This window comes from Pseudomonas sp. MYb193 (assembly GCF_002966775.1).
Lineage (GTDB): Bacteria > Pseudomonadota > Gammaproteobacteria > Pseudomonadales > Pseudomonadaceae > Aquipseudomonas > Aquipseudomonas paracarnis.
Window position 1 is genome coordinate 1,808,594 of the sequence record NZ_CP023269.1, and the last position, 25,223, is coordinate 1,833,816.

General features: G+C 59.7%; 17 protein-coding genes. 10 read left to right on the plus strand and 7 right to left on the minus strand.

Annotated elements, in window-relative coordinates; all coding sequences use genetic code 11:
- Nucleotides 1–27: 27 nt before the first annotated feature.
- The 4 genes from fadA (at nt 28) to CLM72_RS08525 (ending at nt 5,015) form a co-directional block, all read left to right on the plus strand.
- A complete protein-coding gene (fadA, locus tag CLM72_RS08510) occupies nt 28–1,203 on the plus strand; it encodes an acetyl-CoA C-acyltransferase FadA (protein WP_003189650.1) in 1,176 nt (391 codons plus the stop codon).
- A gap of 98 nt (nt 1,204–1,301) precedes the next feature.
- Nucleotides 1,302–1,538 carry a DUF1653 domain-containing protein gene (locus CLM72_RS08515; protein ID WP_003189651.1) on the plus strand — a complete coding sequence of 79 codons (237 nt, stop codon included), beginning with the start codon at nt 1,302–1,304 and terminating at the stop codon, nt 1,536–1,538.
- A 114-nt stretch (nt 1,539–1,652) separates the two neighbouring features.
- On the plus strand, nt 1,653–4,274 hold the full coding sequence (topA, locus tag CLM72_RS08520) for a type I DNA topoisomerase (protein ID WP_003189652.1): 2,622 nt from the start codon (nt 1,653–1,655) through the stop codon (nt 4,272–4,274).
- Nucleotides 4,275–4,493: 219 nt separating this feature from the next.
- Nucleotides 4,494–5,015, plus strand: coding sequence for a DUF6586 family protein (locus CLM72_RS08525; RefSeq protein ID WP_054898792.1), 522 nt, complete (start codon nt 4,494–4,496; stop codon nt 5,013–5,015).
- Between the two features lie 248 nt (nt 5,016–5,263).
- On the opposite strand, the gene CLM72_RS08530 is transcribed toward CLM72_RS08525, so the two are convergent.
- Nucleotides 5,264–6,636 (minus strand): IS3 family transposase gene (locus CLM72_RS08530; protein ID WP_233475429.1). Its coding sequence is split into 2 segments (ribosomal slippage): nt 5,264–6,133 and nt 6,136–6,636, totalling 1,371 coding nucleotides; the frame shifts between segments, so codons are not numbered across the junction.
- Nucleotides 6,637–7,353: 717 nt separating this feature from the next.
- On the opposite strand from CLM72_RS08530, the gene CLM72_RS08545 reads away from it, so the two are divergent.
- Nucleotides 7,354–7,587, plus strand: coding sequence for a hypothetical protein (locus tag CLM72_RS08545; protein WP_003189656.1), 234 nt, complete (start codon nt 7,354–7,356; stop codon nt 7,585–7,587).
- Between the two features lie 37 nt (nt 7,588–7,624).
- Here CLM72_RS08545 and sulA read toward each other — a convergent pair whose 3' ends face one another.
- Together sulA and lexA are read right to left on the minus strand one after the other, a co-directional pair.
- Nucleotides 7,625–8,098, minus strand: coding sequence for an SOS-induced cell division inhibitor SulA (gene sulA / locus CLM72_RS08550; RefSeq protein WP_005786162.1), 474 nt, complete (start codon nt 8,096–8,098; stop codon nt 7,625–7,627).
- Between the two features lie 10 nt (nt 8,099–8,108).
- Complete coding sequence (gene lexA, locus CLM72_RS08555) at nt 8,109–8,717, minus strand: transcriptional repressor LexA (RefSeq protein ID WP_003172575.1); 609 nt, start codon at nt 8,715–8,717, stop codon at nt 8,109–8,111.
- A 263-nt stretch (nt 8,718–8,980) separates the two neighbouring features.
- Here lexA and CLM72_RS08560 point away from each other — a divergent pair, with 263 nt between their 5' ends.
- The 3 genes from CLM72_RS08560 (at nt 8,981) to CLM72_RS08570 (ending at nt 14,267) form a co-directional block, all read left to right on the plus strand.
- Nucleotides 8,981–9,688, plus strand: coding sequence for a TetR/AcrR family transcriptional regulator (locus tag CLM72_RS08560; RefSeq protein ID WP_034126647.1), 708 nt, complete (start codon nt 8,981–8,983; stop codon nt 9,686–9,688).
- A gap of 135 nt (nt 9,689–9,823) precedes the next feature.
- Nucleotides 9,824–10,834 (plus strand): beta-N-acetylhexosaminidase, encoded by a 1,011-nt coding sequence (gene nagZ / locus CLM72_RS08565; protein ID WP_105226172.1) that lies wholly within the window; start codon nt 9,824–9,826, stop codon nt 10,832–10,834.
- A 127-nt stretch (nt 10,835–10,961) separates the two neighbouring features.
- Nucleotides 10,962–14,267 (plus strand): DEAD/DEAH box helicase, encoded by a 3,306-nt coding sequence (locus tag CLM72_RS08570; RefSeq protein ID WP_105226173.1) that lies wholly within the window; start codon nt 10,962–10,964, stop codon nt 14,265–14,267.
- 94 nt (nt 14,268–14,361) lie between these two features.
- Here the strand turns inward: CLM72_RS08570 and CLM72_RS08575 are convergent, their stop codons facing one another.
- From CLM72_RS08575 to mfd, 3 genes are read right to left on the minus strand one after another with little or no spacing between them, the layout of a single operon-like run.
- The gene (locus tag CLM72_RS08575) at nt 14,362–17,052 is read right to left on the minus strand and encodes a DEAD/DEAH box helicase (RefSeq protein ID WP_105226174.1); all 2,691 of its coding nucleotides are present in this window, start codon (nt 17,050–17,052) and stop codon (nt 14,362–14,364) included.
- A gap of 9 nt (nt 17,053–17,061) precedes the next feature.
- Nucleotides 17,062–17,628 (minus strand): CsiV family protein, encoded by a 567-nt coding sequence (locus tag CLM72_RS08580; protein WP_034126649.1) that lies wholly within the window; start codon nt 17,626–17,628, stop codon nt 17,062–17,064.
- A gap of 10 nt (nt 17,629–17,638) precedes the next feature.
- Nucleotides 17,639–21,088 (minus strand): transcription-repair coupling factor, encoded by a 3,450-nt coding sequence (gene mfd, locus CLM72_RS08585; protein WP_105226175.1) that lies wholly within the window; start codon nt 21,086–21,088, stop codon nt 17,639–17,641.
- A 340-nt stretch (nt 21,089–21,428) separates the two neighbouring features.
- On the opposite strand from mfd, the gene CLM72_RS08590 reads away from it, so the two are divergent.
- Nucleotides 21,429–22,892, plus strand: coding sequence for a glyceraldehyde-3-phosphate dehydrogenase (locus tag CLM72_RS08590; protein ID WP_032873405.1), 1,464 nt, complete (start codon nt 21,429–21,431; stop codon nt 22,890–22,892).
- 171 nt (nt 22,893–23,063) lie between these two features.
- On the opposite strand, the gene CLM72_RS08595 is transcribed toward CLM72_RS08590, so the two are convergent.
- On the minus strand, nt 23,064–23,597 hold the full coding sequence (locus tag CLM72_RS08595) for a chalcone isomerase family protein (RefSeq protein WP_105226176.1): 534 nt from the start codon (nt 23,595–23,597) through the stop codon (nt 23,064–23,066).
- Between the two features lie 214 nt (nt 23,598–23,811).
- Between CLM72_RS08595 and sthA the strand changes: the two genes are divergently transcribed.
- Complete coding sequence (gene sthA, locus CLM72_RS08600) at nt 23,812–25,206, plus strand: Si-specific NAD(P)(+) transhydrogenase (protein WP_003189670.1); 1,395 nt, start codon at nt 23,812–23,814, stop codon at nt 25,204–25,206.
- The last annotated feature ends 17 nt before the right edge of the window (nt 25,207–25,223 follow it).

The following is a 25,223-nucleotide window of genomic DNA, read 5'->3' on the forward strand; positions in this document are numbered from 1 at the left end:
GCCCAGACGACTAGAGCGAGAATATTTATGAGCTTGAATCCAAGAGACGTCGTGATTGTCGACTTCGGTCGTACGCCGATGGGCCGCTCCAAGGGCGGCATGCACCGCAACACCCGCGCCGAAGACATGTCGGCGCACCTGATCAGCAAAGTGCTGGAGCGCAACACCAAGGTCGACCCGAACGAAGTCGAGGACGTGATCTGGGGCTGCGTCAACCAGACCCTGGAGCAGGGCTGGAACATAGCGCGCATGGCGTCGTTGATGACCCAGATCCCGCACACCGCGGCCGGCCAGACCGTCAGCCGTCTGTGTGGTTCGTCGATGAGCGCGCTGCACACCGCTGCGCAAGCGATCATGACCGGCAACGGCGATGTGTTCGTGGTCGGCGGCGTGGAGCACATGGGCCACGTCAGCATGATGCACGGCGTCGATCCTAACCCGCACATGTCCCTCTACGCGGCGAAAGCCTCGGGCATGATGGGCCTTACCGCGGAAATGCTCGGCAAAATGCACGGCATCACCCGTGAAGCCCAGGACGCCTTCGGCCTGCGCTCCCACCAGCTCGCCCACAAGGCGACTGTGGAAGGCAAGTTCAAGGATGAAATCATCCCGATGAACGGCTACGACGAGAATGGTTTCCTGAAACTGTTCGACTACGACGAAACCATTCGTCCGGACACTACCCTGGAAAGCCTGGCGGCCCTCAAGCCAGCCTTCAATCCAAAGGGCGGCACCGTGACAGCCGGTACTTCCTCGCAAATCACCGATGGTGCTTCGTGCATGATCGTGATGTCGGCGCAGCGTGCCCAGGACCTGGGTATCCAGCCGCTGGCCGTGATTCGTTCGATGGCAGTGGCGGGTGTGGATCCGGCGATCATGGGCTATGGTCCAGTACCGGCCACACAAAAAGCCTTGAAGCGCGCAGGCCTTTCCATCTCCGATATCGACTTCTTCGAGCTCAACGAAGCTTTCGCCGCACAGGCCCTGCCAGTGCTGAAAGATTTGAAAGTACTCGACAAGATGAACGAGAAGGTTAACCTGCACGGCGGTGCGATTGCCCTGGGCCACCCATTCGGTTGCTCCGGTGCGCGTATCTCTGGCACTTTGCTTAACGTGATGAAGCAAAATGGCGGCAACCTTGGGGTTGCAACCATGTGCATTGGTCTCGGCCAAGGCATCTCTACCGTCTTCGAACGCGTCTAAACGTTCGGTTGACGGAAGCCGGGGCCCAGTGCCCCGGTTTTTGTTTTTTGGAACTTTTAAATATTTTTTTTCAACAAATTTTGCATGAGGGCCAGAGCATGAAAGTCGAACCAGGGCTCTACCAGCATTACAAGGGGCCGCAGTACCGTGTTTTCAGCGTGGCGCGCCACTCTGAAACCGAAGAAGAAGTGGTGTTTTACCAAGCGCTGTATGGCGAATACGGCTTTTGGGTGCGCCCTTTGAGCATGTTCCTGGAGACCGTCGAAGTTGACGGCGAGCAGGTCCCGCGCTTTGCTTTGGTCACGGCCGAACCCAGTCTTTTTACAGGGCAATAACGGCAGGTCGCGCAGAATGCTGCGCTTGACCTCATCCGGTTGCCACTATATATAGCGTTGCCGCGTCAGGCGCCAACTGCCTTTCACTTCTCGAATTCAGGAATTTTCCGATCCATGGGCAAATCGCTGGTCATTGTGGAATCCCCGGCTAAGGCCAAGACCATCAACAAGTACTTGGGCAACGAGTACGTGGTGAAGTCGAGTATCGGCCATATCCGAGACCTGCCCACCAGCGGTTCGGCTAGCGCCAGCAAGGAGCCTGCCGCCAAGCGCGGCAAGGCCGCCGCGGGCGAAGGTCCGGTACTCACGCCTAAAGAAAAAGCGCGCAAGCAACTGGTTTCGCGCATGGGTGTGGACCCGGACCATGGCTGGAAGGCCAAATACGAAATCCTTCCGGGCAAGGAAAAGGTCATCGAAGAGCTGCGCCGGCTCGCCAAAGATGCTGACACCATCTATCTCGCGACGGACTTGGACCGCGAAGGGGAAGCCATTGCCTGGCACCTGCGCGAAGCCATCGGCGGTGATGACAGCCGCTACAAGCGCGTGGTGTTCAACGAAATCACCAAGAAAGCCATTCAGGAAGCCTTCTCCAAGCCGGGCGAGCTGGACATCGACCGTGTCAACGCCCAGCAGGCCCGTCGCTTCCTCGACCGCGTCGTCGGCTACATGGTCTCGCCACTGCTGTGGGCGAAGATCGCTCGTGGCCTGTCCGCCGGCCGTGTGCAATCGGTGGCAGTCAAGCTGGTGGTGGAACGTGAGCGCGAGATCCGTGCGTTCATCCCTGAAGAATACTGGGAAGTCCACGCCGACCTCGGCACTGCCAAGGGCGCCAATGTACGCTTTGAAGTGGCCCGTGAGAAAGGCGAGGCCTTCAAACCGCTGAACGAAGCCCAGGCCATGGCCGCGCTGGAGAAGCTCAAGGCTTCCAGCTACAGCATCGTCAAGCGTGAAGACAAACCGACCAGCAGCAAGCCGTCGGCGCCGTTTATCACCTCCACCCTGCAACAGGCCGCGAGCAACCGCCTGGGCTTCGGGGTGAAGAAGACCATGATGATGGCCCAACGTCTGTATGAGGCTGGCTACATCACCTATATGCGTACGGACTCCACCAACCTGTCGCAAGACGCGGTGGCGATGGCGCGTACCTATATTGAAAGCGAATTCGGCAAGACCTACCTGCCGGAGAAACCGAACGTCTACAGCAGCAAGGAAGGCGCACAAGAGGCTCACGAAGCGATTCGTCCTTCCGACGCCAACACCACGCCTGCCAAGCTGAGCGGCATGGAGCGCGACGCTGAGCGCCTCTACGAGCTGATCTGGCGCCAGTTCCTGGCTTGCCAGATGCTGCCGGCGCAATACCTGTCTACTACCGTCAGCGTGGGCGCGGGCGATTTCGAGTTGCGTGCCAAGGGCCGTATCCTCAAGTTCGACGGCTACACTCGTGTGATGCCGCAGATCGCCAAGCCTGGCGATGATGATGTGCTGCCGGACATGGCCCAGGGCGACACGCTCAAGCTGATCAAGCTCGACCCGTCCCAGCACTTCACCAAGCCGCCGGCGCGTTATTCCGAAGCCAGCCTGGTGAAAGAGATGGAGAAGCGCGGTATCGGTCGTCCGTCGACCTACGCGGCGATCATCTCCACCATCCAGGACCGTGGCTACGTTGCGTTGCACAACCGTCGTTTCTATTCGGAAAAGATGGGTGACATCGTCACCGAGCGTCTGTCGGAGAGTTTCTCCAACCTCATGGACTACGGCTTCACTGCCGGCATGGAAGAGAACCTCGATGACGTGGCCCAGGGCGAACGCGACTGGAAAAACGTGCTGGACGAGTTCTACGGCGACTTCAAGAAAAAGCTCGAAGTGGCTGAGAACCCCGAGAACGGGATGCGCGCCAACCAGCCGGTGATGACGGATATTCCGTGCACTACCTGCGGTCGACCGATGCAGATTCGTACCGCCTCCACCGGCGTGTTCCTCGGTTGCTCGGGCTACAGCCTGCCGCCCAAAGAGCGCTGCAAGGCGACCGTCAACCTGGTGCCGGGCGATGAAATCGCGGCTGACGACGAGGGTGAGTCCGAGTCGCTGGTGCTGCGTGGCAAGCATCGCTGCCCGATCTGCAGCACGGCGATGGATGCCTACCTGCTGGACGAGAAGCACAAGCTGCACATCTGTGGTAACAACCCGGATTGCAACGGCTACGAGATCGAAGAGGGCACCTATCGCATCAAGGGCTATGAAGGCCCGAGCCTGGAATGCGACAAGTGCGGCAGCGAGATGCAGCTCAAGACTGGACGTTTCGGCAAGTTCTTCGGGTGCACCAACCCAACCTGCAAGAACACCCGCAAACTGCTGAAAAGCGGTGATGCGGCGCCGCCGAAGATGGACCCGGTGAAGATGCCCGAGCTCAAGTGCGAGAAGGTCAACGACACCTACATCCTGCGTGACGGCGCTTCGGGGCTGTTCCTGGCTGCGAGCCAGTTCCCGAAAAACCGCGAGACCCGTGCGCCACTGGTGATGGAGATCGTGCCGCACAAGGACGAGATCGATCCGAAGTACCACTTCCTGTGTGAAGCGCCGAAGAAGGACCCGGATGGTCGCCCAGCCGTGATCCGCTACAGCCGCAAGACCAAGGAGCAGTACGTGCAGACCGAAGTGGACGGCAAGCCTACTGGCTGGAAAGCGTTCTACGACGGCGGCAAGTGGAAGGTCGAGGACAAGCGCCAGGGCGCTTGATCCGCTAGTCTGTTAACGCCAAAAGCCGTCTGTATAGACGGCTTTTGCTTACTGTAGGATTGAGCTTGTTGTGGCGAGCAAGCTTGCTTGCGCTGGGGTGCGAAGCGCCCCCAATAGCTGGCGACTGCTACGCAGTCGAGCGGGAGCAAGCTCCCTCGCCACAGCAAGCTCGCTCCTACGCAGTCAGCATCATGCCTATTCGTTGTGGAGATTGCCGTCATGGCCAACGAACTCTATACCCGTACCAACCAGAAAATTTACTTCGCGGGTTTATCCCTGGAGGCCCTTGGACGTGCCGAGGAAGGGAAAGAGATGAACGCCATCGCTCTGGTACAGGCGGGGCGCGAAGCGGCGTTGTTCCACCTGTACGGTGCCTTGCTGGGGCTCTGCCATGAAATCGCCGGGTTCTACCGCCTACCCCAGGCCGGTGCGCCGCGTGCAGAAATGATCATGAATCGTGAAGTGCTGGACGCCATGGCCATCCCCGAGTTGGCCGAACTGGTGGAAATGGCCCAGAGCCCCGACAGTTGGGTGGCGCGGCTGCTCAAAGCCCATGCGGATATGTTTCAGCCGCCGCGTATTCCCCATGTGCCCAAGGGGGATGTCACCCAGCCGCTGATCGTCGCCGTGGCCTTGGAACAGGATGAGCCCAAGCCTTTGAGCCGCGAAGAGTTGGAAGGCTGGCGCCAGGAGTTGAAGAAGATGGCGCTGCGCTTTCGTGAAGGGCTCAACGAGTGCTGAAGGAGTAAATGAGGGGGCTGGCTGCGCAGCGACGCTGAACCTGTGTCGAGGGAGCTTGCTCCGCGACGGCTGGACGGCCGACGCTTATCTACCTGACGCCCTAGGATCCAAACGTGGGAGCTGGCTTGCCTGCGATGACGGCCTGCCAGCCGACACCTATCGAGCTGATGCCCCGCGTTCAATCTGTGGGAGCGGGCTTGCTCGCGAAGGCGGCCTGAAGTGCGCCCCAAAAGTTGGACAGCTGTTGGTTAGGTTACAGCGGACCGAGTTCTGTACGCTACAGGGCTCAGTCCGCCAAGCTTCGTTTTGATTCGCTTATGGTTGTAGTAATGGATGTACTCATCCAACCCAGCCTGCAGTTGAGCCACACTGTCGAAGCTTTCCCGGTAGTAAAACTCTGACTTCAGCGTGCCGAAGAAGCTCTCCATCGTGGCGTTGTCATAGCAGTTTCCTCTGCGTGACATGCTCTGCTCAAGGCCCGCTTTCTCCAGGCGCTCCCGGTATTTTGGGTATCGATAGTGCCAGCCCTGATCCGAGTGCAACATGGGTTTAGCGCCCTCTGGCAAGCGCTCAAGAGCTTGTTCCAGCATGTCTCCCACCAAGGCATATTGAGGGCGTGTGGCGGTCTGATAGGCCACGATCTCCCCGTTGTATAAGTCTAAAACTGGCGACAAATACAGCTTTTGGCCGGCCACTTTGAACTCAGTGACATCCGTCACCCATTTCTGATTCGGTTGCTCGGCCTCAAACTGACGGGCCAGGGTATTGGGTGATGTCTCGCCCACTACCCCTCGATAAGACCTGTACTTCTTCGGACGCAACATACATTTGAGGCTCAACTCTCCCATCAGGCGTCGCACCGTTTTACCGTTAATGGGGCTGTTTTTACGTAGCTCCAAAGTCATCCGACGGTAACCAAAGCGACCTTTATGCTCGCCCTGGATAGCCTGGATAGAGGCTTTGACCGAGATGAATCGGTCTTCAACGCCCATCGCTTTGAGTTGGTAGTAGTAAGTACTTCGCGCAAGTCCCAGCAGTTTGAGTAGATCATTCAAGGGAAAGTCTTGCCTCAGCTCACTGATTATTTGGGCTTTTTCTTCGCTTCTTTCTCCCGCCTCATCACCGCCTCGCCTAACTCCCCAAGCTTTTTTAGGTAGGCGTTCTCCATGCGCAAATACTGAAGCTCATCAAGCAAGGCTTTATGCGCAAGCTGTTCGGCGGTGAATGGTGCAGTGGTTTTTTGAGGTTTAGCAGGAGGCTTGGGCATAACGGTATTCAGTCCTTTTTTCCCTGAGGCCAGGGCTTCAATGCCGCCACTGTAATACTGCTGTTGCCATCTGCCCACCTGGCTGGAGTTACCCAGATTGAAGAGCGCCGCTGCGCGGCGCAAGGAAAGGCTGTCACGCCACATGCGTTGCAGAACGGAGAACTTGAACAAAGCACTGTAACGCTCGCCAGTACTGCTCAGACCGGCTTCACCATGCAGTCGGTAAGCCTCCACCCAGCGGCGCAGCAAAGTGGGGTCCATGTGAAATTGAGCGGCGATACGTCGAAAACCACGGCCTCGCTCAAGAAAGGCGCTGATGGCGGAAAGCTTGAATTGCGTCGTGTATTTGCTCATGAAAAAGCCCCAGGAGTTGGATGGGTGTCCAACTTCTGGGGCGCACTTCAGCCTGCCAGCCGACACCTATCTACCTGATTCCCTGCGATCAAACTGTGGGAGCTGGCTTGCCTGCGATGGCGGCCTGACAGGCGACCCTGTTATACCGAGTACATATCCATTCCTGCGGTAACGGTCACTTAGGGTTCCGCCTGACGGCGGGTCACTTTCGAAAAGCCGGAATGCCGGCCCAGACAAAAGTAACCAAAGCGCTCTTGCCCCACCACTCGGCACCTCGCCTAGGCTCGGTGTGCCCGAACACAGCCTTGAATCCGTGGGCCGCCGCCACGCGCCATCCATGGCGCGGGGCGGCTAACCCGGCGTCCTGCCGGGTTGCCCACGAATTCAAGCCTGCGTTCGGCCAGCGTGGTTTAACGGGGCGCCTGAGATCAAAAGCCAGATCAAGATCACAAGTAGATCAAGATCAAGAGCGGCTCGCTTCGCATCGTGGTTACCGTTGGCTGCTACAGCTTGCGAATGCCCATACTGTGATAGAGGCGAGTCAGAAAAGCCCTGAGATAACTGACCCACCGCCATCGCAGGCAAGCCAGCTCCCACATTGATTAGCGTTTTGCCAGGGCACCATTCATCAAGCCGTCAACAAACCTGTCCATATCCCCTGCGAGGCTGGGTGGATGACTGATATAATCCCAGGCCTTTAGTGGAGAACAGACTTTTATGCCAACGTCCTTTCTGGAAATTGTTGAACTGCCTGACGGCCGAATCGAACTGCGCCGGGCGGAGGACGAGGGTTCTCTGGTTATTCTGGATTTCTCCGAAGACGCCAAGGTCTTCCTGCAAGGCCAGCACGTCGAAGTGGCTAAAGCCATGTTGAGCGTGGGCGTGCAGATGGCAGGTCGCCTTGCCGAAGGCGAGCCGGAGAAAGAAGAAGGGCCGCGCGTTCTTCACTGAGTCCTTCGTGAAGGCTGCTTCTGTGGCGCGCCCATCATTACCCCAATCGAATATTCAAACTCTGTGCATCACCCGTACGCGCAGCGCTGATCAGTTGCTGCTTGGCGCTGGCATTCAGCGGGTTCAACCAGCTCACCACCGTATGGCTACGGCCCAGGCGCAAGGCTTCGCAGGTTAGTTGCTGGGCGCTTTGTGCGCCGCGTGGTTGCAGCAACAGGATACGCTCGCGGTTGAGCCCGGCGTCCCGCAGCCAGGCCTGGGTGAGGCTGGCGGGCGGGGCGATCAATGTCAGCCAGCGGGCGTCCTGATCTTCACTCAATTCGCGCAGGATAGGTGCCAGCAGGTTCAGGCAGCTCTCAGCCGCACCGCGCAACGACAATTCACTGAACGCCTCAGGTTCGCCGCCCCAGGGGGCTTCGACCGTTTCCTTGAGGATTGGCGCGAGGGGCTGGGCCATGAAGGCCTCGAACAGCGACAGTTGTGTGTGTTGTGGGGTGTGCACGAGCTGCATGATGCCTCCTTTAACGGCGAATGACGCCGACACTCAAGCCTTCGATCACCAGGTCCTGGTCTTTCAGGTTGACTTCGATCGGGGCAAACTCAGGGTTTTCGGCCAGGAGCCAGACCTTGCTGCCTTCGCGCTTGAAGCGTTTGACCGTGACCTCGTCGCCGATACGGGCAACGACGATCTGGCCATTGCGGGCTTCGCGGGTGGTATGCACGGCCAGCAGGTCGCCGTCGAAGATGCCCACGTCCTTCATGCTCATGCCGTGCACACGCAACAGGTAGTCGGCACGCGGATGGAAGAAGGTCGGGTTGATGTTGCAGGATTCCTCGACGTGCTGCTGCGCCAGGATCGGCGCTCCTGCGGCGACGCGACCGATGATCGGCAGTGTCGACTCGTCTGCCTTGGCTTCGAAGCCAGGGATGCGAATACCCCGCGAAGCACCCGGGGTCATCTCGATCGCACCTTTGCGAGCGAGAGCCTTGAGGTGTTCCTCGGCGGCGTTTGGGGACTTGAACCCCAATTCCAGGGCAATCTCCGCACGGGTAGGCGGATAACCATTGTCATCAAGGCAGCGCTTGATAAAAGCCAGAATCTCAGCTTGGCGTGGCGTCAGTTTTAGCATGTTGATCGCTCTGTCTTTTTATACAGTGACTGGGATTATATACAGTGAACTGCGCTTGGCAATCATCCTTTTTGGCGGCTCCGCTGGACGGTCATCCGTCAGCCGTCCTACAGAGCAGAAGCGGCGCTGCCTACAGAGCTGCGAGGATATGATTAAATAGCGGTGAAACAGATGACCGACCAGCCGCAAAGCGGACCCGCAGGCTTGACAAGACACACTCTGAAACGTATGTTTCAAACAAGTGTTTGTCAGGCGGAGTAGCCATGGCCCAGTCGGAAACCGTTGAACGCATTCTCGATGCTGCCGAGCAATTGTTCGCGGAAAAAGGATTTGCTGAAACTTCATTGCGTCTGATCACCAGCAAGGCTGGGGTCAACCTGGCCGCCGTGAATTACCACTTCGGCTCGAAAAAGGCCCTGATCCAGGCGGTGTTCTCACGCTTTCTGGGCCCGTTCTGCGCAAGCCTCGACCGTGAGCTGGAACGCCGCCAGGCCAAGGCCGATCACAAGCCCAGCCTGGAAGAGCTGCTGGAAATCCTCGTGGAACAAGCGTTGGTCGTGCAGCCCCGCAGCGGCAACGACTTATCGATCTTCATGCGCCTGCTTGGCCTGGCGTTCAGCCAGAGCCAGGGCCACCTGCGCCGTTACCTGGAAGACATGTACGGCAAGGTGTTCCGCCGCTATATGCTGCTGGTCAACGAAGCGGCCCCGCGTATTCCGCCTATCGAACTGTTCTGGCGTGTGCATTTCATGCTCGGTGCCGCAGCTTTCAGCATGTCGGGTATCAAGGCGCTGCGGGCAATTGCCGAGACCGATTTCGGTGTGAACACGTCCATCGAGCAAGTCATGCGCCTGATGGTGCCGTTCCTCGCCGCTGGCATGCGCGCCGAAACCGGCGTCACCGACCCGGCCATGGCCACCGCTCAGTTGCGCCCACGCAGCAAAACCGTACCGGTCGCCGCCAAGGTTTGATCGTTGCGGGTGGGCGCGGCCGCTTGCATCCGCTAAGCTAGCCGCCATGCCGATTTCAGCTATCTATTCGCAACCCGTCGTCCTTGCCGTGCCTGGCAGGGACCACGGGTTGTGTGCGTTATTTAAGGAAGGTTTATGACCGCTGCCCTGCAAGGTTCTTTGATGGTCGACGTCGCCGGTACCTGGCTCACGGCCGAGGATCGTCATTTGTTGCGCCAGCCGGAAGTGGGCGGCCTGATCATTTTTGCGCGCAATATCGAGCACCCACGCCAGGTTCGCGAATTGAGTGCAGCCATTCGCGCAGTGCGCCCGGACCTGCTGCTGGCTGTAGACCAGGAAGGCGGCCGCGTACAGCGTCTGCGCCAAGGCTTCGTGCGCCTGCCGGCCATGCGTGCGCTGGCGGATAACCCCAACGCTGAATACCTGGCTGAGCAGTGCGGCTGGATCATGGCCACCGAGGTGCTGTCGGTGGGCCTGGACCTGAGTTTTGCCCCCGTGCTGGACCTCGACTACCAACGCAGCGCCGTGGTCGGTACCCGTGCTTTCGAAGGCGACCCCGAGCGTGCTGCCGTGCTCGCGGGTGCATTTATCCGTGGCATGAACAGCGCCGGCATGGCCGCCACCGGCAAGCACTTCCCTGGCCATGGTTGGGCCGAGGCTGATTCCCACGTCGCCATTCCCAATGACGAGCGCAGCCTGGAACAGATTCGCGCCAACGACCTGGTGCCTTTCGCACGCCTGAGCAAGCAATTGGCCGCCGTGATGCCGGCGCACGTCATCTACCCGCAGGTCGATGCCCAGCCTGCTGGTTTTTCGCGTCGCTGGTTGCAGGACATCCTGCGCGGTGAATTGCAGTTCGACGGGGTGATCTTCAGCGATGACCTGTCCATGGCTGGCGCCCATGTGGTCGGCGATGCGGCCAGTCGTATCGAAGCGGCGCTGACCGCCGGTTGTGACATGGGCTTGGTGTGCAATGACCGTGCGGCGGCCGAGCTGGCGCTCAGTGCAGCACAGCGGATGAAGGTCACGCCATCGGCGCGGATTGCGCGTATGCGTGGGCAGGCGGTTGCGTCGACTGATTACAAACAGGATCCGCGTTGGCTGACAGCGCTTACTGCGTTGCGAGACGCGCAACTGATTGAATAAACGTTGCTGTGCTCTTAAACAAGCTGGGTGTAGGAAGCGTCTTAATGTGGCTGTAGCGATCTCGTACCGCCTTGTAGGAGTCGCCTTGCTTTAAATCTCGTTGCTGACCGATGTAGAGTCCTGTTCCATGAATGACCTGATTGCACGTATCGTCGAGTTGGATTGGCAGGAATACTTTGACCCTCGTTCGCTGGAGCGTGGGTTTGAGTATGCTGGCGAGAATCGCCTTGAGATAAAAGAATTCGGGCACGACAGGCTGATTGCACAGTGCAAAGGGTCTGGCCGTAACGTCTATTCCCTGGTGATCAGCCTGGAGGATGCAGCATCCCGCTGGACGGGCATCAGGTGCGTCTGTTCTTGTCCGGTGGCGATCAATTGCAAGCACGCAGCTGCGGCCTTGTTTACGTTGACCGCGCTGTATGACGAGCTGAACGAACCAAAAAAGCAGGTGGCTGACCGTCTGAGTCCGCAGCTCGAAAATTGGCTTGAAAGTATCCCCAAGCCTACCCAGGTGGATGAGGTTCAGCCTAAGAACACTGGTACCTGTTTGCTGTACCAAATCTCCCCCGATCCCTATTCGATGAGGTGGTCCTTAGAGGTATATCGGGCGCGTGTGACGAAAAAAGGTGATTACAGCGATATCAGGCCGCTGTACTCGATGGATGAAACATTGCGCCGTGCCCCTGGTTATATGCATGAGTTGGATACACGCATTGGTCGACTGCTGATGTTGGGCCGCTCTTATGGGAGCTATGGCAGCAGCTTTGAGCTGGCGGGTGAGATGGGGGCCGAAATTCTCCAATTGGCGCTGAAAACCCAACGCCTGTTTCTTGAACTGGGCCCAAGACTGGCGCTTAACCCCGGCCCGGCCCGCACTGCGCGTTTCGATTGGGCCGTGTTGCCCGATGGCAATTACATTCCCAGCTGGATCAGCGACGGGCGAGAGCTGGACGATGTGCTGCCCCTCAAACCGATTCATTATCTTGACCTCGATAACATGGCGGTTGGGGTGATCGAGCATGGGTTGGATGAAAATCTGGCCGTGCATCTGTGCACATTGCCGATGATTCCAGCTGATCAAGTCGCGTTATTCAGTCATCGCATCAGTGCGGCGTCCAAGGTGATTCCTCCGCCGCGCGAGTTGACTGAGTGTGTGGTGGATACGTTAGAGCCTCAAGGATGTCTCATTCTGGGAAGCGACGAGTCCTACGTCTACAGCCAGGCGCACCGTCGGCAAATGCTCACTTTGGAACACCGCGCTGCCTTGGCTTTCCGCTACGACACAAGCCTGGTCAGCGGCAAGGGCACTGAGGACATCCTGTTTCTCAACGGCACCGAAACCCAACGCATCCAACGCAAGCCTGTGGCTGAAAAAGCCCTGCGCAAGACGCTCACAAGGATCGGCTTTAAAACGGTCAATCGCAAAACCCGTGCCCTGCCTGCCGATGCTGGAGAGATGTTCGATCTACCCAATGATGAAGCCTGGCTGGCTTTTGTTGAAAGGGCGCTGCCGGTTCTGCGTGAAGCAGGGTGGGACGTCGTCATCCATCCGGGGTTTTATTACGATGTGGAGGCTGTAGACGGCTGGTACGCGGACATCGAAGAGTCGCCCGGTCATGAGTGGTTCGACCTCGAGTTGGGCATCGAGGTCAGCGGCGAGCGTTATAGCCTGCTGCCAATCGTACTTGACTTGATGCGTCGTCAACCCAAGCTGCTTGACGCCGCCTATATGGCCGAGCGTGATGATGATGAGCGCGTGTTGGTCAGCTTGGGTGCCCGTACTCATACCAAAGTTGCGCTGCCCTACGGTCGTATCAAACCTCTGATGGCGACCCTCGGCGAGCTCTACTTGCGCGCACCTGAAGGCGATGCGCTGCGCCTAAGCGCGCCGGATGCGGCACGGCTCAGTAACCTGGATGCACTACCCTTGGTCTGGCAGGGCGGCGAGCGACTGCGTGATTTCGCCAAGCGCCTTAAAGACTCCATGCACGTTCATGTGCCGGCTCCTCAGGGCCTGAACGCGGAACTGCGCGGCTATCAGCTCGAAGGGCTGAACTGGATGCAAACCCTGCGCGAGCTGGAAGTCGGCGGGATTCTGGGTGATGACATGGGGCTTGGCAAAACCCTGCAGGCGCTCGCCCATCTGCTTTGCGAAAAGCAGTCTGGCCGCTTGCAGACACCTGCACTGGCGGTGATGCCCACCAGCCTGATCCCGAACTGGATGGACGAAGCTGCACGCTTTACGCCACAGCTAAAAGTCCTGGCGCTGCACGGCGCGCAGCGTCAGGCTGATTTCACGCGTCTTGCCGATTACGACCTGATACTCACCACCTACGCACTGTTGCCGCGAGACCTTGAAGTCCTGCAGCCTCAGCGCTGGAGCGTGCTGATCCTCGACGAAGCGCAAAATATCAAGAACCCTAATAGCAAGGCGGCCCAGGCGGCTCGTCAGTTGGAGGCCGGCCAGCGTTTATGCTTGAGCGGTACGCCTTTGGAAAACCATCTGGGCGAGCTGTGGTCGCTGTTTCATTTCTTGTTGCCGGGCTGGTTGGGGGATAGCAAGACCTTTAATCGCGATTACCGCACGCCCATCGAGAAACACGGTAATGCCCAACGGATGCAACATCTTACGGCGCGTATCAAACCGTTCTTGTTGCGAAGGAAAAAGGAGCAGGTCGCGACGGAATTGCCGCCCAAGTCCGAAATTGTGCACTGGGTCGAGCTGAGCGACGCACAGCGGGATGTTTACGAAACGGTACGTGTGGCGATGGACAAAAAGGTGCGCGACGAAATTAGTCGGCATGGCGTGGCCCGCAGCCAGATCATCATTCTTGAAGCGCTGCTCAAACTGCGCCAGGTGTGTTGTGACTTGCGCCTGGTCAAATCTGCGCCGCTGACTAAAGCTGCCAAGGTTGGCACCGGCAAGCTGGGCAGCTTGATGGAAATGCTGGAAGAGTTACTCAGCGAAGGGCGGCGGATTTTGTTGTTCTCGCAGTTCACCTCAATGCTGGCGCTGATTGAAGAAGAGCTCAAGCAACGTGGGGTTGAGTATTCGATCCTGACGGGAGACACCCTTGACCGACGTACCCCAGTCAAGAATTTCCAGGACGGCAAGACACCTTTATTCCTGGTCAGCCTGAAAGCGGGCGGTACGGGCTTGAACCTGACGGCGGCTGACACGGTGATTCATTACGACCCGTGGTGGAACCCGGCGGTGGAAAAGCAGGCCACCGACCGTGCGTACCGCATCGGGCAGGACAAACCGGTGTTCGTGTACAAGCTGATTGCCCGGGGCACAGTGGAGGAAAAAATTCAGGCGTTGCAGTTGGAGAAGGCCGCTTTGGCCGATGGGGTGCTGGAAGGTGGTGCCAGTGCGGGTTGGAAGCTGGAGCAGCGGGATATCGAAGCGCTCTTTGCACCTTTGCCTGGCTGAAAACCGCGGCGCGGCCATCGCAGGCAAGCCAGCTCCCACATTTGAAATGCATTCCCCTGTGGGAGCTGGCTTGCCTGCGATATCACTCGAATAGTCAGCGCTTCTCTTGCTTGTTGGGCAACGGCGCAAACAACGCTTCAATCTCGTCATTGCCCAACTGCCAATCCCCCGTGGTTCGCCCATCCAGCACGCCCGCAGCCAGATCGGACTTCTCCTTCTGCAAGTGCTGAATTTTCTCCTCCACCGTGCCCCGGGCAATCATCTTGTACACGAACACCGGCTTTTCCTGCCCGATGCGGTACGCACGGTCGGTGGCCTGGTTTTCTGTGGCCGGGTTCCACCAGGGGTCATAGTGGATAACCGTGTCGGCTTCGGTCAGGTTCAAGCCCACGCCGCCGGCCTTCAGGCTGATCAAAAAGATCTGCAACTTACCGCTCTGGAAGTCTTTCACCGGTGTACGTCGATCCCGGGTCTGGCCAGTCAGCAGGGCGTAGGCGATGCCGCGCTTTTTCAGTTCGGCCTCAATCAGGCTCAGCATCGAGGTGAACTGCGAGAACAGCAGGATCCGGCGGCCTTCGGCAAACAGCTCGTCGAGCATGTCCATCAGGCTGTCGAGCTTGCCCGAGCTACTACCACGGGCGGGCAGGGTGGCGTCGTTGACCAGGCGCAAGTCGCAGCACACCTGGCGCAGTTTGAGCAGGGCTTCGAGGATGATGATCTGGCTGCGGGCCACGCCCTTGCGGGTGATCTCGTCGCGGACCTTTTTATCCATGGCCAGGCGCATGGTTTCGTACACGTCGCGCTGGGCCTCGTTGAGGTCGACCCAGTGGATGATTTCGGTCTTGGGTGGCAGTTCGGTTGCCACTTGTTCCTTGGTGCGGCGTAGCAGGAAGGGTTTGATCCGACCGTTGAGGTGCTGCAATCGCACCTCGCTGGCACGTTTTTCAATCGGCACGCGGTAATCACGGTTGAAGCTCTTCACGTCGCCCAGCCAACCCGGCAACAGGAAGTGGAACAGCGACCACAGTTCGCCCAAGTGGTTTTCCAAAGGCGTGCCGCTCAGGCACAGGCGTTGGCGGGCATTCAGCTCGCGTGCGGCCTGGGCCGCCTTGCTGGACGGGTTCTTGATGTACTGCGCTTCATCCAGGATCAAGACGTGCAAGGGCAGGGCGGCGAGCTGTTCAATGTCCTTTGGCAGCAGGGCGTAGGTGGTCAGCAGCAGGTCGTAGTCCTGCAGGTTGGCGAAGTGTTTCTTACGTCCTGCGCCATAAAGTGCCTGCACTCTCAGTTGCGGGGTGAAGTGCGCGGCTTCATCCAGCCAGTTCGGGATCAGGCTGGTGGGCATCACGACCATGCAGGGCCGATCAAGGCGCCCTGCGTTTTTTTCGGTGAGGATGTGCGCCAGGGTCTGCAAGGTTTTGCCCAGCCCCATGTCATCCGCGAGTATCCCGCCCACCTCGAGTTGGCGCAGCGACTGCATCCAGCTCAGACCTTCCAGCTGGTAGGGGCGCAAGGTCGCATTCAGGCCTTCGGGCGCCACACAGGTGAAATCCTTGATATCGCGCAGGCGCTGGGCGAAGTTGCGGATCTTCTCGCCGCCTTCCCATTGCAGTGGCAGGTCTTCCAGCGGATTGAGGCGAATCGCGTCGGCCTTGGCCAAGCGAAGCGCGGTGGTGCCGGCTTCCTGCAGGTAGAACTCGCCGAGGGTCGCCAGTACCGGCTTCAAGCGGCCGTAGGGCAGCGCCACTTGCAGCGGGCCGTGGCCGTTGGGCAGGCCGGGGATGTTCACCAGGATCAGCTCTTCATCGCGGCGCCGCGCCAGTTTCTCCGGGTTGAGGATCTCGGTATGAGAGCGCATCAGGTTCAGCAGGATCGGCAGCAGGCTCAAGCGTTCGCCATTGACGATAATGCCCAGCTCCAGGTCGAACCAATCGCGTTCCGGCCCCTCATCGACCGTGGCATACCAGTCATCGACGGGACTGAGGTCAAAGCCGAAGTCTTCATCGATCTGCAGCTCCCAGCCCTCGGCACGCAAAGTCGGCGACACATTGAGGGTGAAGTTCAGCCAGGCACTGTCATTGACCATCTCGAACAGCTCGCCGGCACTTTCCGGCAGGGCCTTGCTCTGGCGCGTGGCGATCTTGAAGCCAAGCAGGCGCAGGTGTTCGCGATAGGCCTGTTCTTGCTCGGGTTGGCGCTTGATCCGCAGGCTCTGCGTCTCCTGGCGCACAATGATGTCGGCATTTTTTTGCCCGCTGACATAGTTGCCCAGGTAGTTGAACGACAGCGCCGCACGGTGCTGGATATAGCGCTGCATCTTGCCGTTGCGCGGCTCGAACGCGCTGAATTCCACGCTGGCCAGCCACAGGCGCGGCACCGGTTGCACGTCGTCCATCACCACCTGCGGCAGGACCACGCGGTTATCGAGCACCGCCTGGAGTTTTTCCAGCAGTTGCGCATCCTGGGCCGCTGCCGGGTAGGCCAGCGTTTCCTGGACCTTGAGCAGTACCGCCGCGATGTGTTTGCAGTTGGTGTGCACCGGGCACGTGCAGCGGCTGTCCACCAGGATCAGCAGGCCCTTGGCCGATTCGCGCAGTGAGATGGTCTGGCGGTAAACATTACCGCCCGAGCCTTCGCAACTGGCGGTGATGGTGCTGTCGCCGCACTCGACGATGCGCACGCGGTTCTCCAGGGCGTAGCGCCGCCCGCGCTCGAGGCTTTGCTCTTTGAAGCGATTGGCCCACGAAGGGGCCAGGGGTTTGGTCAACGACGACGTCAGGGGCATGGCGCGCAATCAGTCCTGAAGGTCGGGCGGTGGTGCGCTGGGTGGCTTGGCGGTCAGCGAGGTGATCTTGATCAGCAGCGCCAGGTGGCCGCCATCCAGGTAGTTGAGCTGGTTGTTCTTGGTGCGCACGTCTTTCTGGCTCAAGTGTTCGCTGGCGATTACGCTGCCGTTGCCGTCGAACTGGTTGATCCAGAAGTCCGCGTCGATATCGGTAAAGCGCCCCAGTTGCAGGCTCAACACCCCTTCGATAGGGAACTGGCCGAATTGCTCCTGGCCGTCGGTGATCGCCACCTTCACCGCTTGCTCGCCCAGGTTCTGTTCCCAGGCCTTGTGGGCGAGCACCGTGTAGTTGGTGTCGGCGCGCAGCTTGTCGACGATATTGCCCAGGCGCGGCGGGCTCATCCGCTCACCCAGGCGCGGCGCTCCCGCATCCCAGTTTTCCGGGGCGGCGCGGCTGCTGATCACCGGTTCCGCATTCTGGCGCACCAGGATCATTTCCACCTGATACAGGCTGTCGGCAAAGGCCGAAGGTGCGAGTACCACCAACAACAGGCTCAAAATGCGGAACACGCGCATGGGGGCGTCCTTAAACGGATTTCGGAATGAGGCGTTCAAACAGCGCCTCCAAGGTGTTGAAGCGTTCTTCGGCACGTTCCATCGGCACCATGAACTTGAACAGCGTAGCCCCTTCGAACTTGTAGCGGTTGGGCTGGCCCTGGATCAGCTTGATCAGCACCAACGGGTCGACCGGCGTCTGGGCTTCGAATTCGATACGCCCGCCTTGCGGCCCGGCGTCGACTTTCTTGATGCCCAACTGCTCGGCCTGCAACTTGAGCAGGGTCAGGCGCACCAGGTTCTTGGTCGGTTCCGGCAGCAGGCCGAAACGGTCGATCATCTCTACCTGCAAGTCCTTGAGGCCTTCTTCGTCGGCCGCCGAGGCAATGCGCTTGTACAGGATCAGCCGTGCATGCACATCCGGCAGGTAGTCTTCGGGAATCAACGCCGGCAGGCGCAGGTTGATCTCCGGGCCGCCGCCCAAGGGTTGGTCGAGGTTCGGTTGTTCGCCTTTGCGGATGGCTTTTACCGCGCGTTCGAGCATCTCCATATACAGCGTGAAACCCACCGCCTGGATCTGCCCGCTCTGGCCATCGCCGAGCAATTCACCGGCACCCCGGATTTCCAGGTCATTGGTGGCCAATACAAAGCCGGCGCCGAGGTCCTGGGTATTGGCGATCGCTTCCAGGCGTTTTTCCGCATCGGAAGTGATCTGCTGGCGCGGCGGTGTGAGCAGGTAGGCATAGGCCTGGTGGTGACTGCGCCCTACGCGACCGCGCAATTGGTGCAGCTGCGCCAGGCCGAACTTGTCGGCGCGCTCGATGATGATGGTGTTGGCGCTCGGCACGTCGATGCCGGTCTCGATGATGGTCGAGGCGATCAGCACGTTGAAACGCTTGTGGTAAAAGTCGCTCATCACCTGTTCGAGTTCGCGCTCGCGCATCTGGCCGTGGCCAATGGCGATACGGGCCTCAGGTACCAGTTCGGCGAGGTCGGCGGCGCATTTCTCGATGGTTTTCACATCGTTGTGCAGGTAATACACCTGGCCGCCGCGCAGCAGTTCGCGCAGCAGGGCTTCCTTGACCGTGCTCTTGTTCTGCTCCATCACGAAGGTGCGCACCGACAAACGACGCGCCGGTGGCGTGGCGATGATCGACAGGTCGCGCATGCCCGACACCGCCATGTTCAGCGTGCGCGGAATCGGCGTAGCGGTGAGGGTGAGAATGTCGACTTCACTGCGCAGCGCCTTGAGCTGTTCTTTCTGGCGCACGCCAAAGCGGTGTTCTTCGTCGATGATCACCAGGCCCAGGTTCTTGATCTTCACATCGTCCGACAGCAGCTTGTGAGTACCGATGACGATGTCGATCTTGCCCTCGGCCAAGTCGGCAACGGCGGCGTTCACTTCCTTGGCGGACTTGAAGCGGCTCATCACCTCCACGGTCACCGGCCAGTCGGCAAAGCGGTCGCGGAAGCTGTTGTAGTGCTGCTGGGCGAGCAGGGTGGTTGGCACCAGGATCGCCACCTGGCGACCGCCGTGCACCGCAATAAAGGCTGCACGCATGGCCACTTCGGTCTTGCCGAAGCCCACGTCGCCACACACCAGGCGATCCATCGGCTTGGGCGCGAGCATGTCGGCGCGCACCGCTTCGATGGTGGTTTGCTGGTCCGGGGTTTCTTCGAAGGCGAAGCCGGCACTGAAAGTGGCGTAGTCGGCTTTCGGGTCGGCGAAGGCATAACCTTCGCGGGCAGCACGGCGGGCATAGATGTCGAGCAGTTCGGCGGCCACGTCGCGCACCTGTTCGGCGGCCTTGCGCTTGGCTTTCTGCCAGGTCTCCGAGCCCAGTCGGTGCAACGGCGCCAAGGCGTCGTCGCTGCCGGTGTAGCGGGCGATCAGGTGCAGGTTGGCCACCGGCACGTAGAGCTTGGCGCCCTCGGCGTATTCCATGGTGAGGAATTCGGCGGCCTGGTTGTCGATCTCCAGGGTCTGCAGGCCCAGGTAGCGGCCCACGCCATGGTCGATATGCACCACCGGCGCGCCTTCGCGCAGCTCGGTGAGGTTCTTGATCACCGCGTCGTTGTTGGCATCGGCGCGTTTTTCCCGGCGCCTGCGCTGCATCACGCGCTGGCCGAACAGCGGGCTTTCGGCGATCAAGGCCAGCGCCGGGTCATCCAGCTGCAGCCCTTCGTCCAGCGGCGCGATGGTGATTGCCAGGCGCTCTTTGCTGGCGACAAAGTCCGGCCAGCTGTCGACGGTTTTTGGCCGCAGCTTGAGGCGTTCCAACAGCTCCAGCAGCACTTCGCGACGCCCGGCGGATTCGGCGGTGAACAGCACGCGGCCCGGGAAGTCACCGAGGAAGTTCGACAGCGCCTCCAGCGGTTGCGTGGCTTTGGCCTGGATCGCCAGATCGGGCAACGCGCTCGCCGGGAAACGCTCGCGGCCACTGCCGGTATCCACGTCCTGCTGGCTGGCGACTACCCGCGGCCAGTTTTTCAGGCGGGCGAAGCAGTCTTCAACTGGCAGGAACAGTTCAGCGGGCGGCAATAAAGGCCGGGATGGATCGACGCGGCGTTCTTCATAGCGGTTGCGCACGTCGTTCCAGAAGTTTTCCGCCGCCTGTTCGATACCCGGCAGCGAGAACACCTGGGTGTCCTGGGGCAGGTAGTCGAAGAGGGTGGAGGTTTCGTCGAAGAACAACGGCAGGTAGTACTCGATACCGGCAGGTGTAATCCCGCTGCTCAAGTCCTGGAAGATCGGGCAGCGACGGAAATCCACGTCGAAGCGTTCGCGAAAGCGCGCCTTGAAGCGCGTGACCGCGTCTTTTTGCAGCGGGAACTCCCGCGCCGGCAGCAGCTTGATCGAGTCGACCTTGTCGATGGAACGCTGGTTCTCCGGATCGAAGGTGCGCAGCGTCTCGATCTCGTCATCGAACAGGTCGATGCGGTACGGCAACTTGCTGCCCATCGGGAACAGGTCGATCAAGGCGCCGCGCACCGCGAACTCACCGTGCTCGTACACCGTGTCGACGCAGCGGTAGCCGCTGGCTTCCAGGCGCGTGCGCATCTGCTCGACGTCGAGCTTCTGGCCCACGTCCAGCACCAGGCTGCTGCCGAGCAGGAACTTGGTCGGTGCCAGCCGGTGCAGGGCGGTGGTGATCGGCACCACCAGCACGCCGTGGGCCAGTTCCGGCAAGCGGTACAGGCTGGCGATGCGCTGGGAGATGATGTCCTGGTGCGGCGAGAACAGGTCGTAGGGCAGGGTTTCCCAGTCGGGAAAATGCAGCACCGGCAAATCCGGGGCGAAGAAGCTCAGCTCCTGCTCCAACCGTTCGGCACTTTGGCTGTCGGCGGTGAGCAGCAGGGTAAAGCGCTTGGCTGCGCTGGCAGCCTCGGCAATGGCCAGGCTTAGGGCGGCACCGGGCAGGTTGCCCCAATGCTGTTTACCTGCCGCGGCAGGGAGTAGCGGTAGACGCAGAACGGGCACGGAAGGTTGAGCTCCAAGCGTTGCGACAAAGTCGGTAATTGTAACGGCCCCAGGTGCCGCCTGTCAGTTGCTGACTGTGCCTATTACGGTTTGCAGGAAATGTAGTGGCTAAGACAAACAATGGCGGGTTTTGACTCAATATGTAGTGCCAAAATGCGCGAATGTTTAGGAGGGTTACGGACAAGTCGGCCTGCTCGCCAAACTAGTGGCCTTCTGGAACCCGCGTGTTTCCTGGGCTGTAGCGCGGAGGTATTTTTTTGCAAGGGCTTTTTGTTGCCCTTCGCGCATTGCTCAACGCTCAGTCGGGCGACATAATGTAGCCCCTTTTTTCTGCCCCTACATGTGGAAGGTTCCCGTGACTCAGAAGCCCGACCAGTGTCTTGGTGAATGGATCGACCGTGAAGCACTCGCTGAAGCGATGATTCCGCTTATCGGTCAGCTGTACCGCAATAACAATGTGGTGAGCTCGATCTATGGCCGCAGCCTGATCAACCAGTCTGTCATCGCGATTCTCAAAGCGCACCGCTTTGCGCGCCATCGCTCCGCCGACGACAGCGAACTCTCCGTCCACGAAACATTCCCACTGCTCAAAGCCATGAGCGAGCTCAAGCTCGGCGCGGCTTCGGTAGACCTGGGCAAGTTGGCCTACAAGTTCCGTAAAGAAGGCGCCGGCCGCACTGCCGAGCAGTTCGTACGTGAAGAAATGGCCGATGTGGTTGGCCAGCAAAACGCTGCCGCCCGCAAAGGCACCGATGTGGTGTTGTACGGCTTTGGCCGTATCGGCCGCCTGCTGGCGCGCATCCTGATCGAGAAAACCGGTGGCGGCGACGGCCTGCGCCTGCGTGCCATCGTGGTGCGCAAAGGCGCCGAGAACGACCTGACCAAGCGCGCCAGCCTGCTGCGTCGCGACTCGGTACACGGCTCGTTCAATGGCACCATCACCATTGACGAAGAAAACAACACCATCACCGCCAACGGTAACCTGATCCAGGTGATCTACGCGAAGAACCCGACTGAGGTGGATTACACCCAGTACGGCATCCAGAACGCCCTGCTGGTGGACAACACTGGCGTATGGCGTGATGCCGAGGGCCTGGGCCAGCACCTGGCTTGCCCGGGTGTCGACCGCGTTGTGCTGACCGCGCCTGGCAAGGGCAAGCTCAAGAACATCGTGCACGGCATCAACCACGCTGAAATCACCGCTGACGACAAGATCGTGTCCGCCGCGTCCTGCACCACCAACGCCATCGTGCCGGTGCTCAAGGCTGTGAATGACAAGTTCGGCATCGTTAACGGCCACGTTGAAACCGTTCACTCGTACACCAACGACCAGAACCTGATCGACAACTTCCACAAAGGCGATCGCCGTGGCCGTAGCGCCGCGTTGAACATGGTGATCACCGAGACCGGTGCTGCCACTGCCGCTGCCAAGGCTCTGCCTGAGCTGGCCGGCAAGCTGACCGGTAACGCGATCCGCGTACCGACGCCGAACGTGTCGATGGCCATTCTCAACCTCAACCTTGAGAAAGCCGCCACCCGCGAAGAGATGAACGAGTACCTGCGCTACATGGCGCTGCACTCCGACCTGCATAAGCAGATCGACTTCGTCAATTCCCAGGAAGTGGTCTCCACCGACTTCGTTGGCTCGCGCCACGCTGGTGTGGTGGACGCCGAAGCGACCATCACCCAGGACAACCGTGTTGTGCTGTACGTGTGGTACGACAACGAGTTCGGTTACAGCTGCCAGGTGGTTCGCGTGATGGAAGACATGGCTGGGGTCAACCCGCCTGCGTTTCCGCGCTAAGCCTTTGCGCTGAATGAAAAAGCCCCGACTGGTTCGGGGCTTTTTTATGCCTGTGGGTTTTGTGGTGTCTGGGAGGGCCTTATCGCAGGCAAGCCCGCTCCCACAGTTGAACTGCATTTACCTGTGGGAGCTGGCTTGCCCTCGATGACGATGGAAAGGTCAAAACATCCATCACTTGAATAGCGTGTTGCGCAAACTGTCCGACAGCCCTTTGGGCCCGAGCCAGATACCCAGGTAGGCCTTCGCTAACTCAGCATCTGGGCTGCTGAACACAACCTGCCCATTAATTTCCAGATTCAACCCGCGCCCCGGACGAAAATCCAGGGCATAGCGATCACCGCTGCGAATATCCCGAAAGCGCACGTGCAGCTTGGCTATCTCTGGGTTCAACCCGGCATTGGCCTGCTGGCGTTCCAGGGTGACGCTGGCCGCCTTGATCACATCATTGCGGTCAATGTCGCGAAAGTAATACAGCGCCAGGCGCACAGCCTTCTGCTGGTCCCAGGCCTGCTTTGCCGGCAGGTCAGCGGGTGCATACAGCGCGGCGGCATACACATCCGCCCAGAGATAGTTGAACACCGCCTGGTTTTTCAGGGCCAGCCCCTCGACCTGTGCGGGGAAGCTTGCCTGCTTGAGCCGCTGTGCATCGTTGGCGTGCGCCGTGAGCGACACCATTAGCATCAAACAGAAAAATAGTTGTCGCATAATGGCTCATCCTGAATTCGACGCTGATGTGCGTCCTGTAGTATGGCAACACTGGCCTACGACGCGACCAAGGGTTAATGTTCGCGGCGCTCGGCCTTCTATAGACTGTGCCCCGGTTCACACACTTGAGCCAAATTGTCCTTCATGCTCGCTGGCCGCGGCATGATTTAGCCCGGCGTCCAACCGTACGCCTGGCCTGTTCTGAGGAGTACGCATGGCTGTCTACAACTACGACGTGGTGGTACTGGGTTCCGGCCCAGCTGGAGAAGGTGCGGCGATGAACGCTGCCAAAGCAGGGCGCAAGGTGGCGATGGTCGATAGCCGTCGCCAGGTCGGCGGAAACTGCACCCACCTGGGTACCATCCCGTCCAAGGCGTTGCGTCACTCGGTACGGCAGATCATGCAGTTCAATACCAATCCGATGTTCCGGGCCATTGGTGAGCCGCGCTGGTTCTCGTTCCCGGACGTACTGAAAAGCGCTGAAAAAGTCATCTCCAAGCAAGTCGCCTCGCGTACCGGCTACTACGCCCGTAACCGCGTCGACCTGTTCTTCGGCACCGGCAGTTTTGCCGACGAGCAAACCGTCGAAGTGGTCTGCGCCAACGGCGTGGTCGAGAAGCTGGTGGCCAAGCACATTATCATCGCCACCGGTTCGCGCCCGTATCGCCCGGCGGATATCGATTTCCACCACCCGCGCATCTACGATAGCGACACCATCCTGAGCCTGGGCCATACCCCGCGCAAGCTGATCATCTACGGCGCCGGCGTGATCGGCTGTGAATACGCCTCGATCTTCAGTGGCCTGGGTGTACTGGTCGAGCTGGTGGACAACCGCGACCAGTTGCTCAGCTTCCTCGACTCGGAAATCTCCCAGGCGTTGAGCTACCACTTCAGCAACAACAACATCACCGTGCGCCATAACGAAGAGTACGAGCGGGTCGAAGGCCTGGACAACGGGGTGATCCTGCACCTCAAGTCCGGCAAGAAGATCAAGGCCGACGCCTTGCTGTGGTGCAACGGCCGTACCGGCAACACCGACAAGCTGGGCATGGAAAACATCGGGGTCAAGGTCAACAGCCGTGGCCAGATCGAAGTGGATGAGAACTACCGCACCTGCGTGCCGAACATCTACGGCGCCGGTGACGTGATCGGCTGGCCAAGCCTGGCCAGTGCCGCCCATGACCAGGGCCGCTCGGCCGCTGGCAGCATTGTCGACAATGGCAGCTGGCGCTACGTGAACGACGTGCCGACCGGGATCTACACGATTCCCGAGATCAGCTCGATCGGCAAGAACGAACACGAACTGACCAAGGCCAAGGTGCCTTACGAAGTGGGCAAGGCGTTCTTCAAGAGCATGGCGCGTGCGCAGATTGCCGGTGAGCCGCAAGGCATGCTGAAAATCCTGTTCCACCGCGAAACCCTGGAAGTACTTGGCGTGCATTGCTTCGGCTACCAGGCCTCGGAGATCGTGCACATCGGCCAGGCGATCATGAACCAGCCGGGTGAGCAAAATACTCTCAAGTATTTCGTCAACACCACCTTCAACTACCCGACCATGGCCGAAGCCTATCGGGTAGCGGCCTACGACGGCCTCAACCGGCTTTTTTGAGCGGCTCCGGCCGGTGG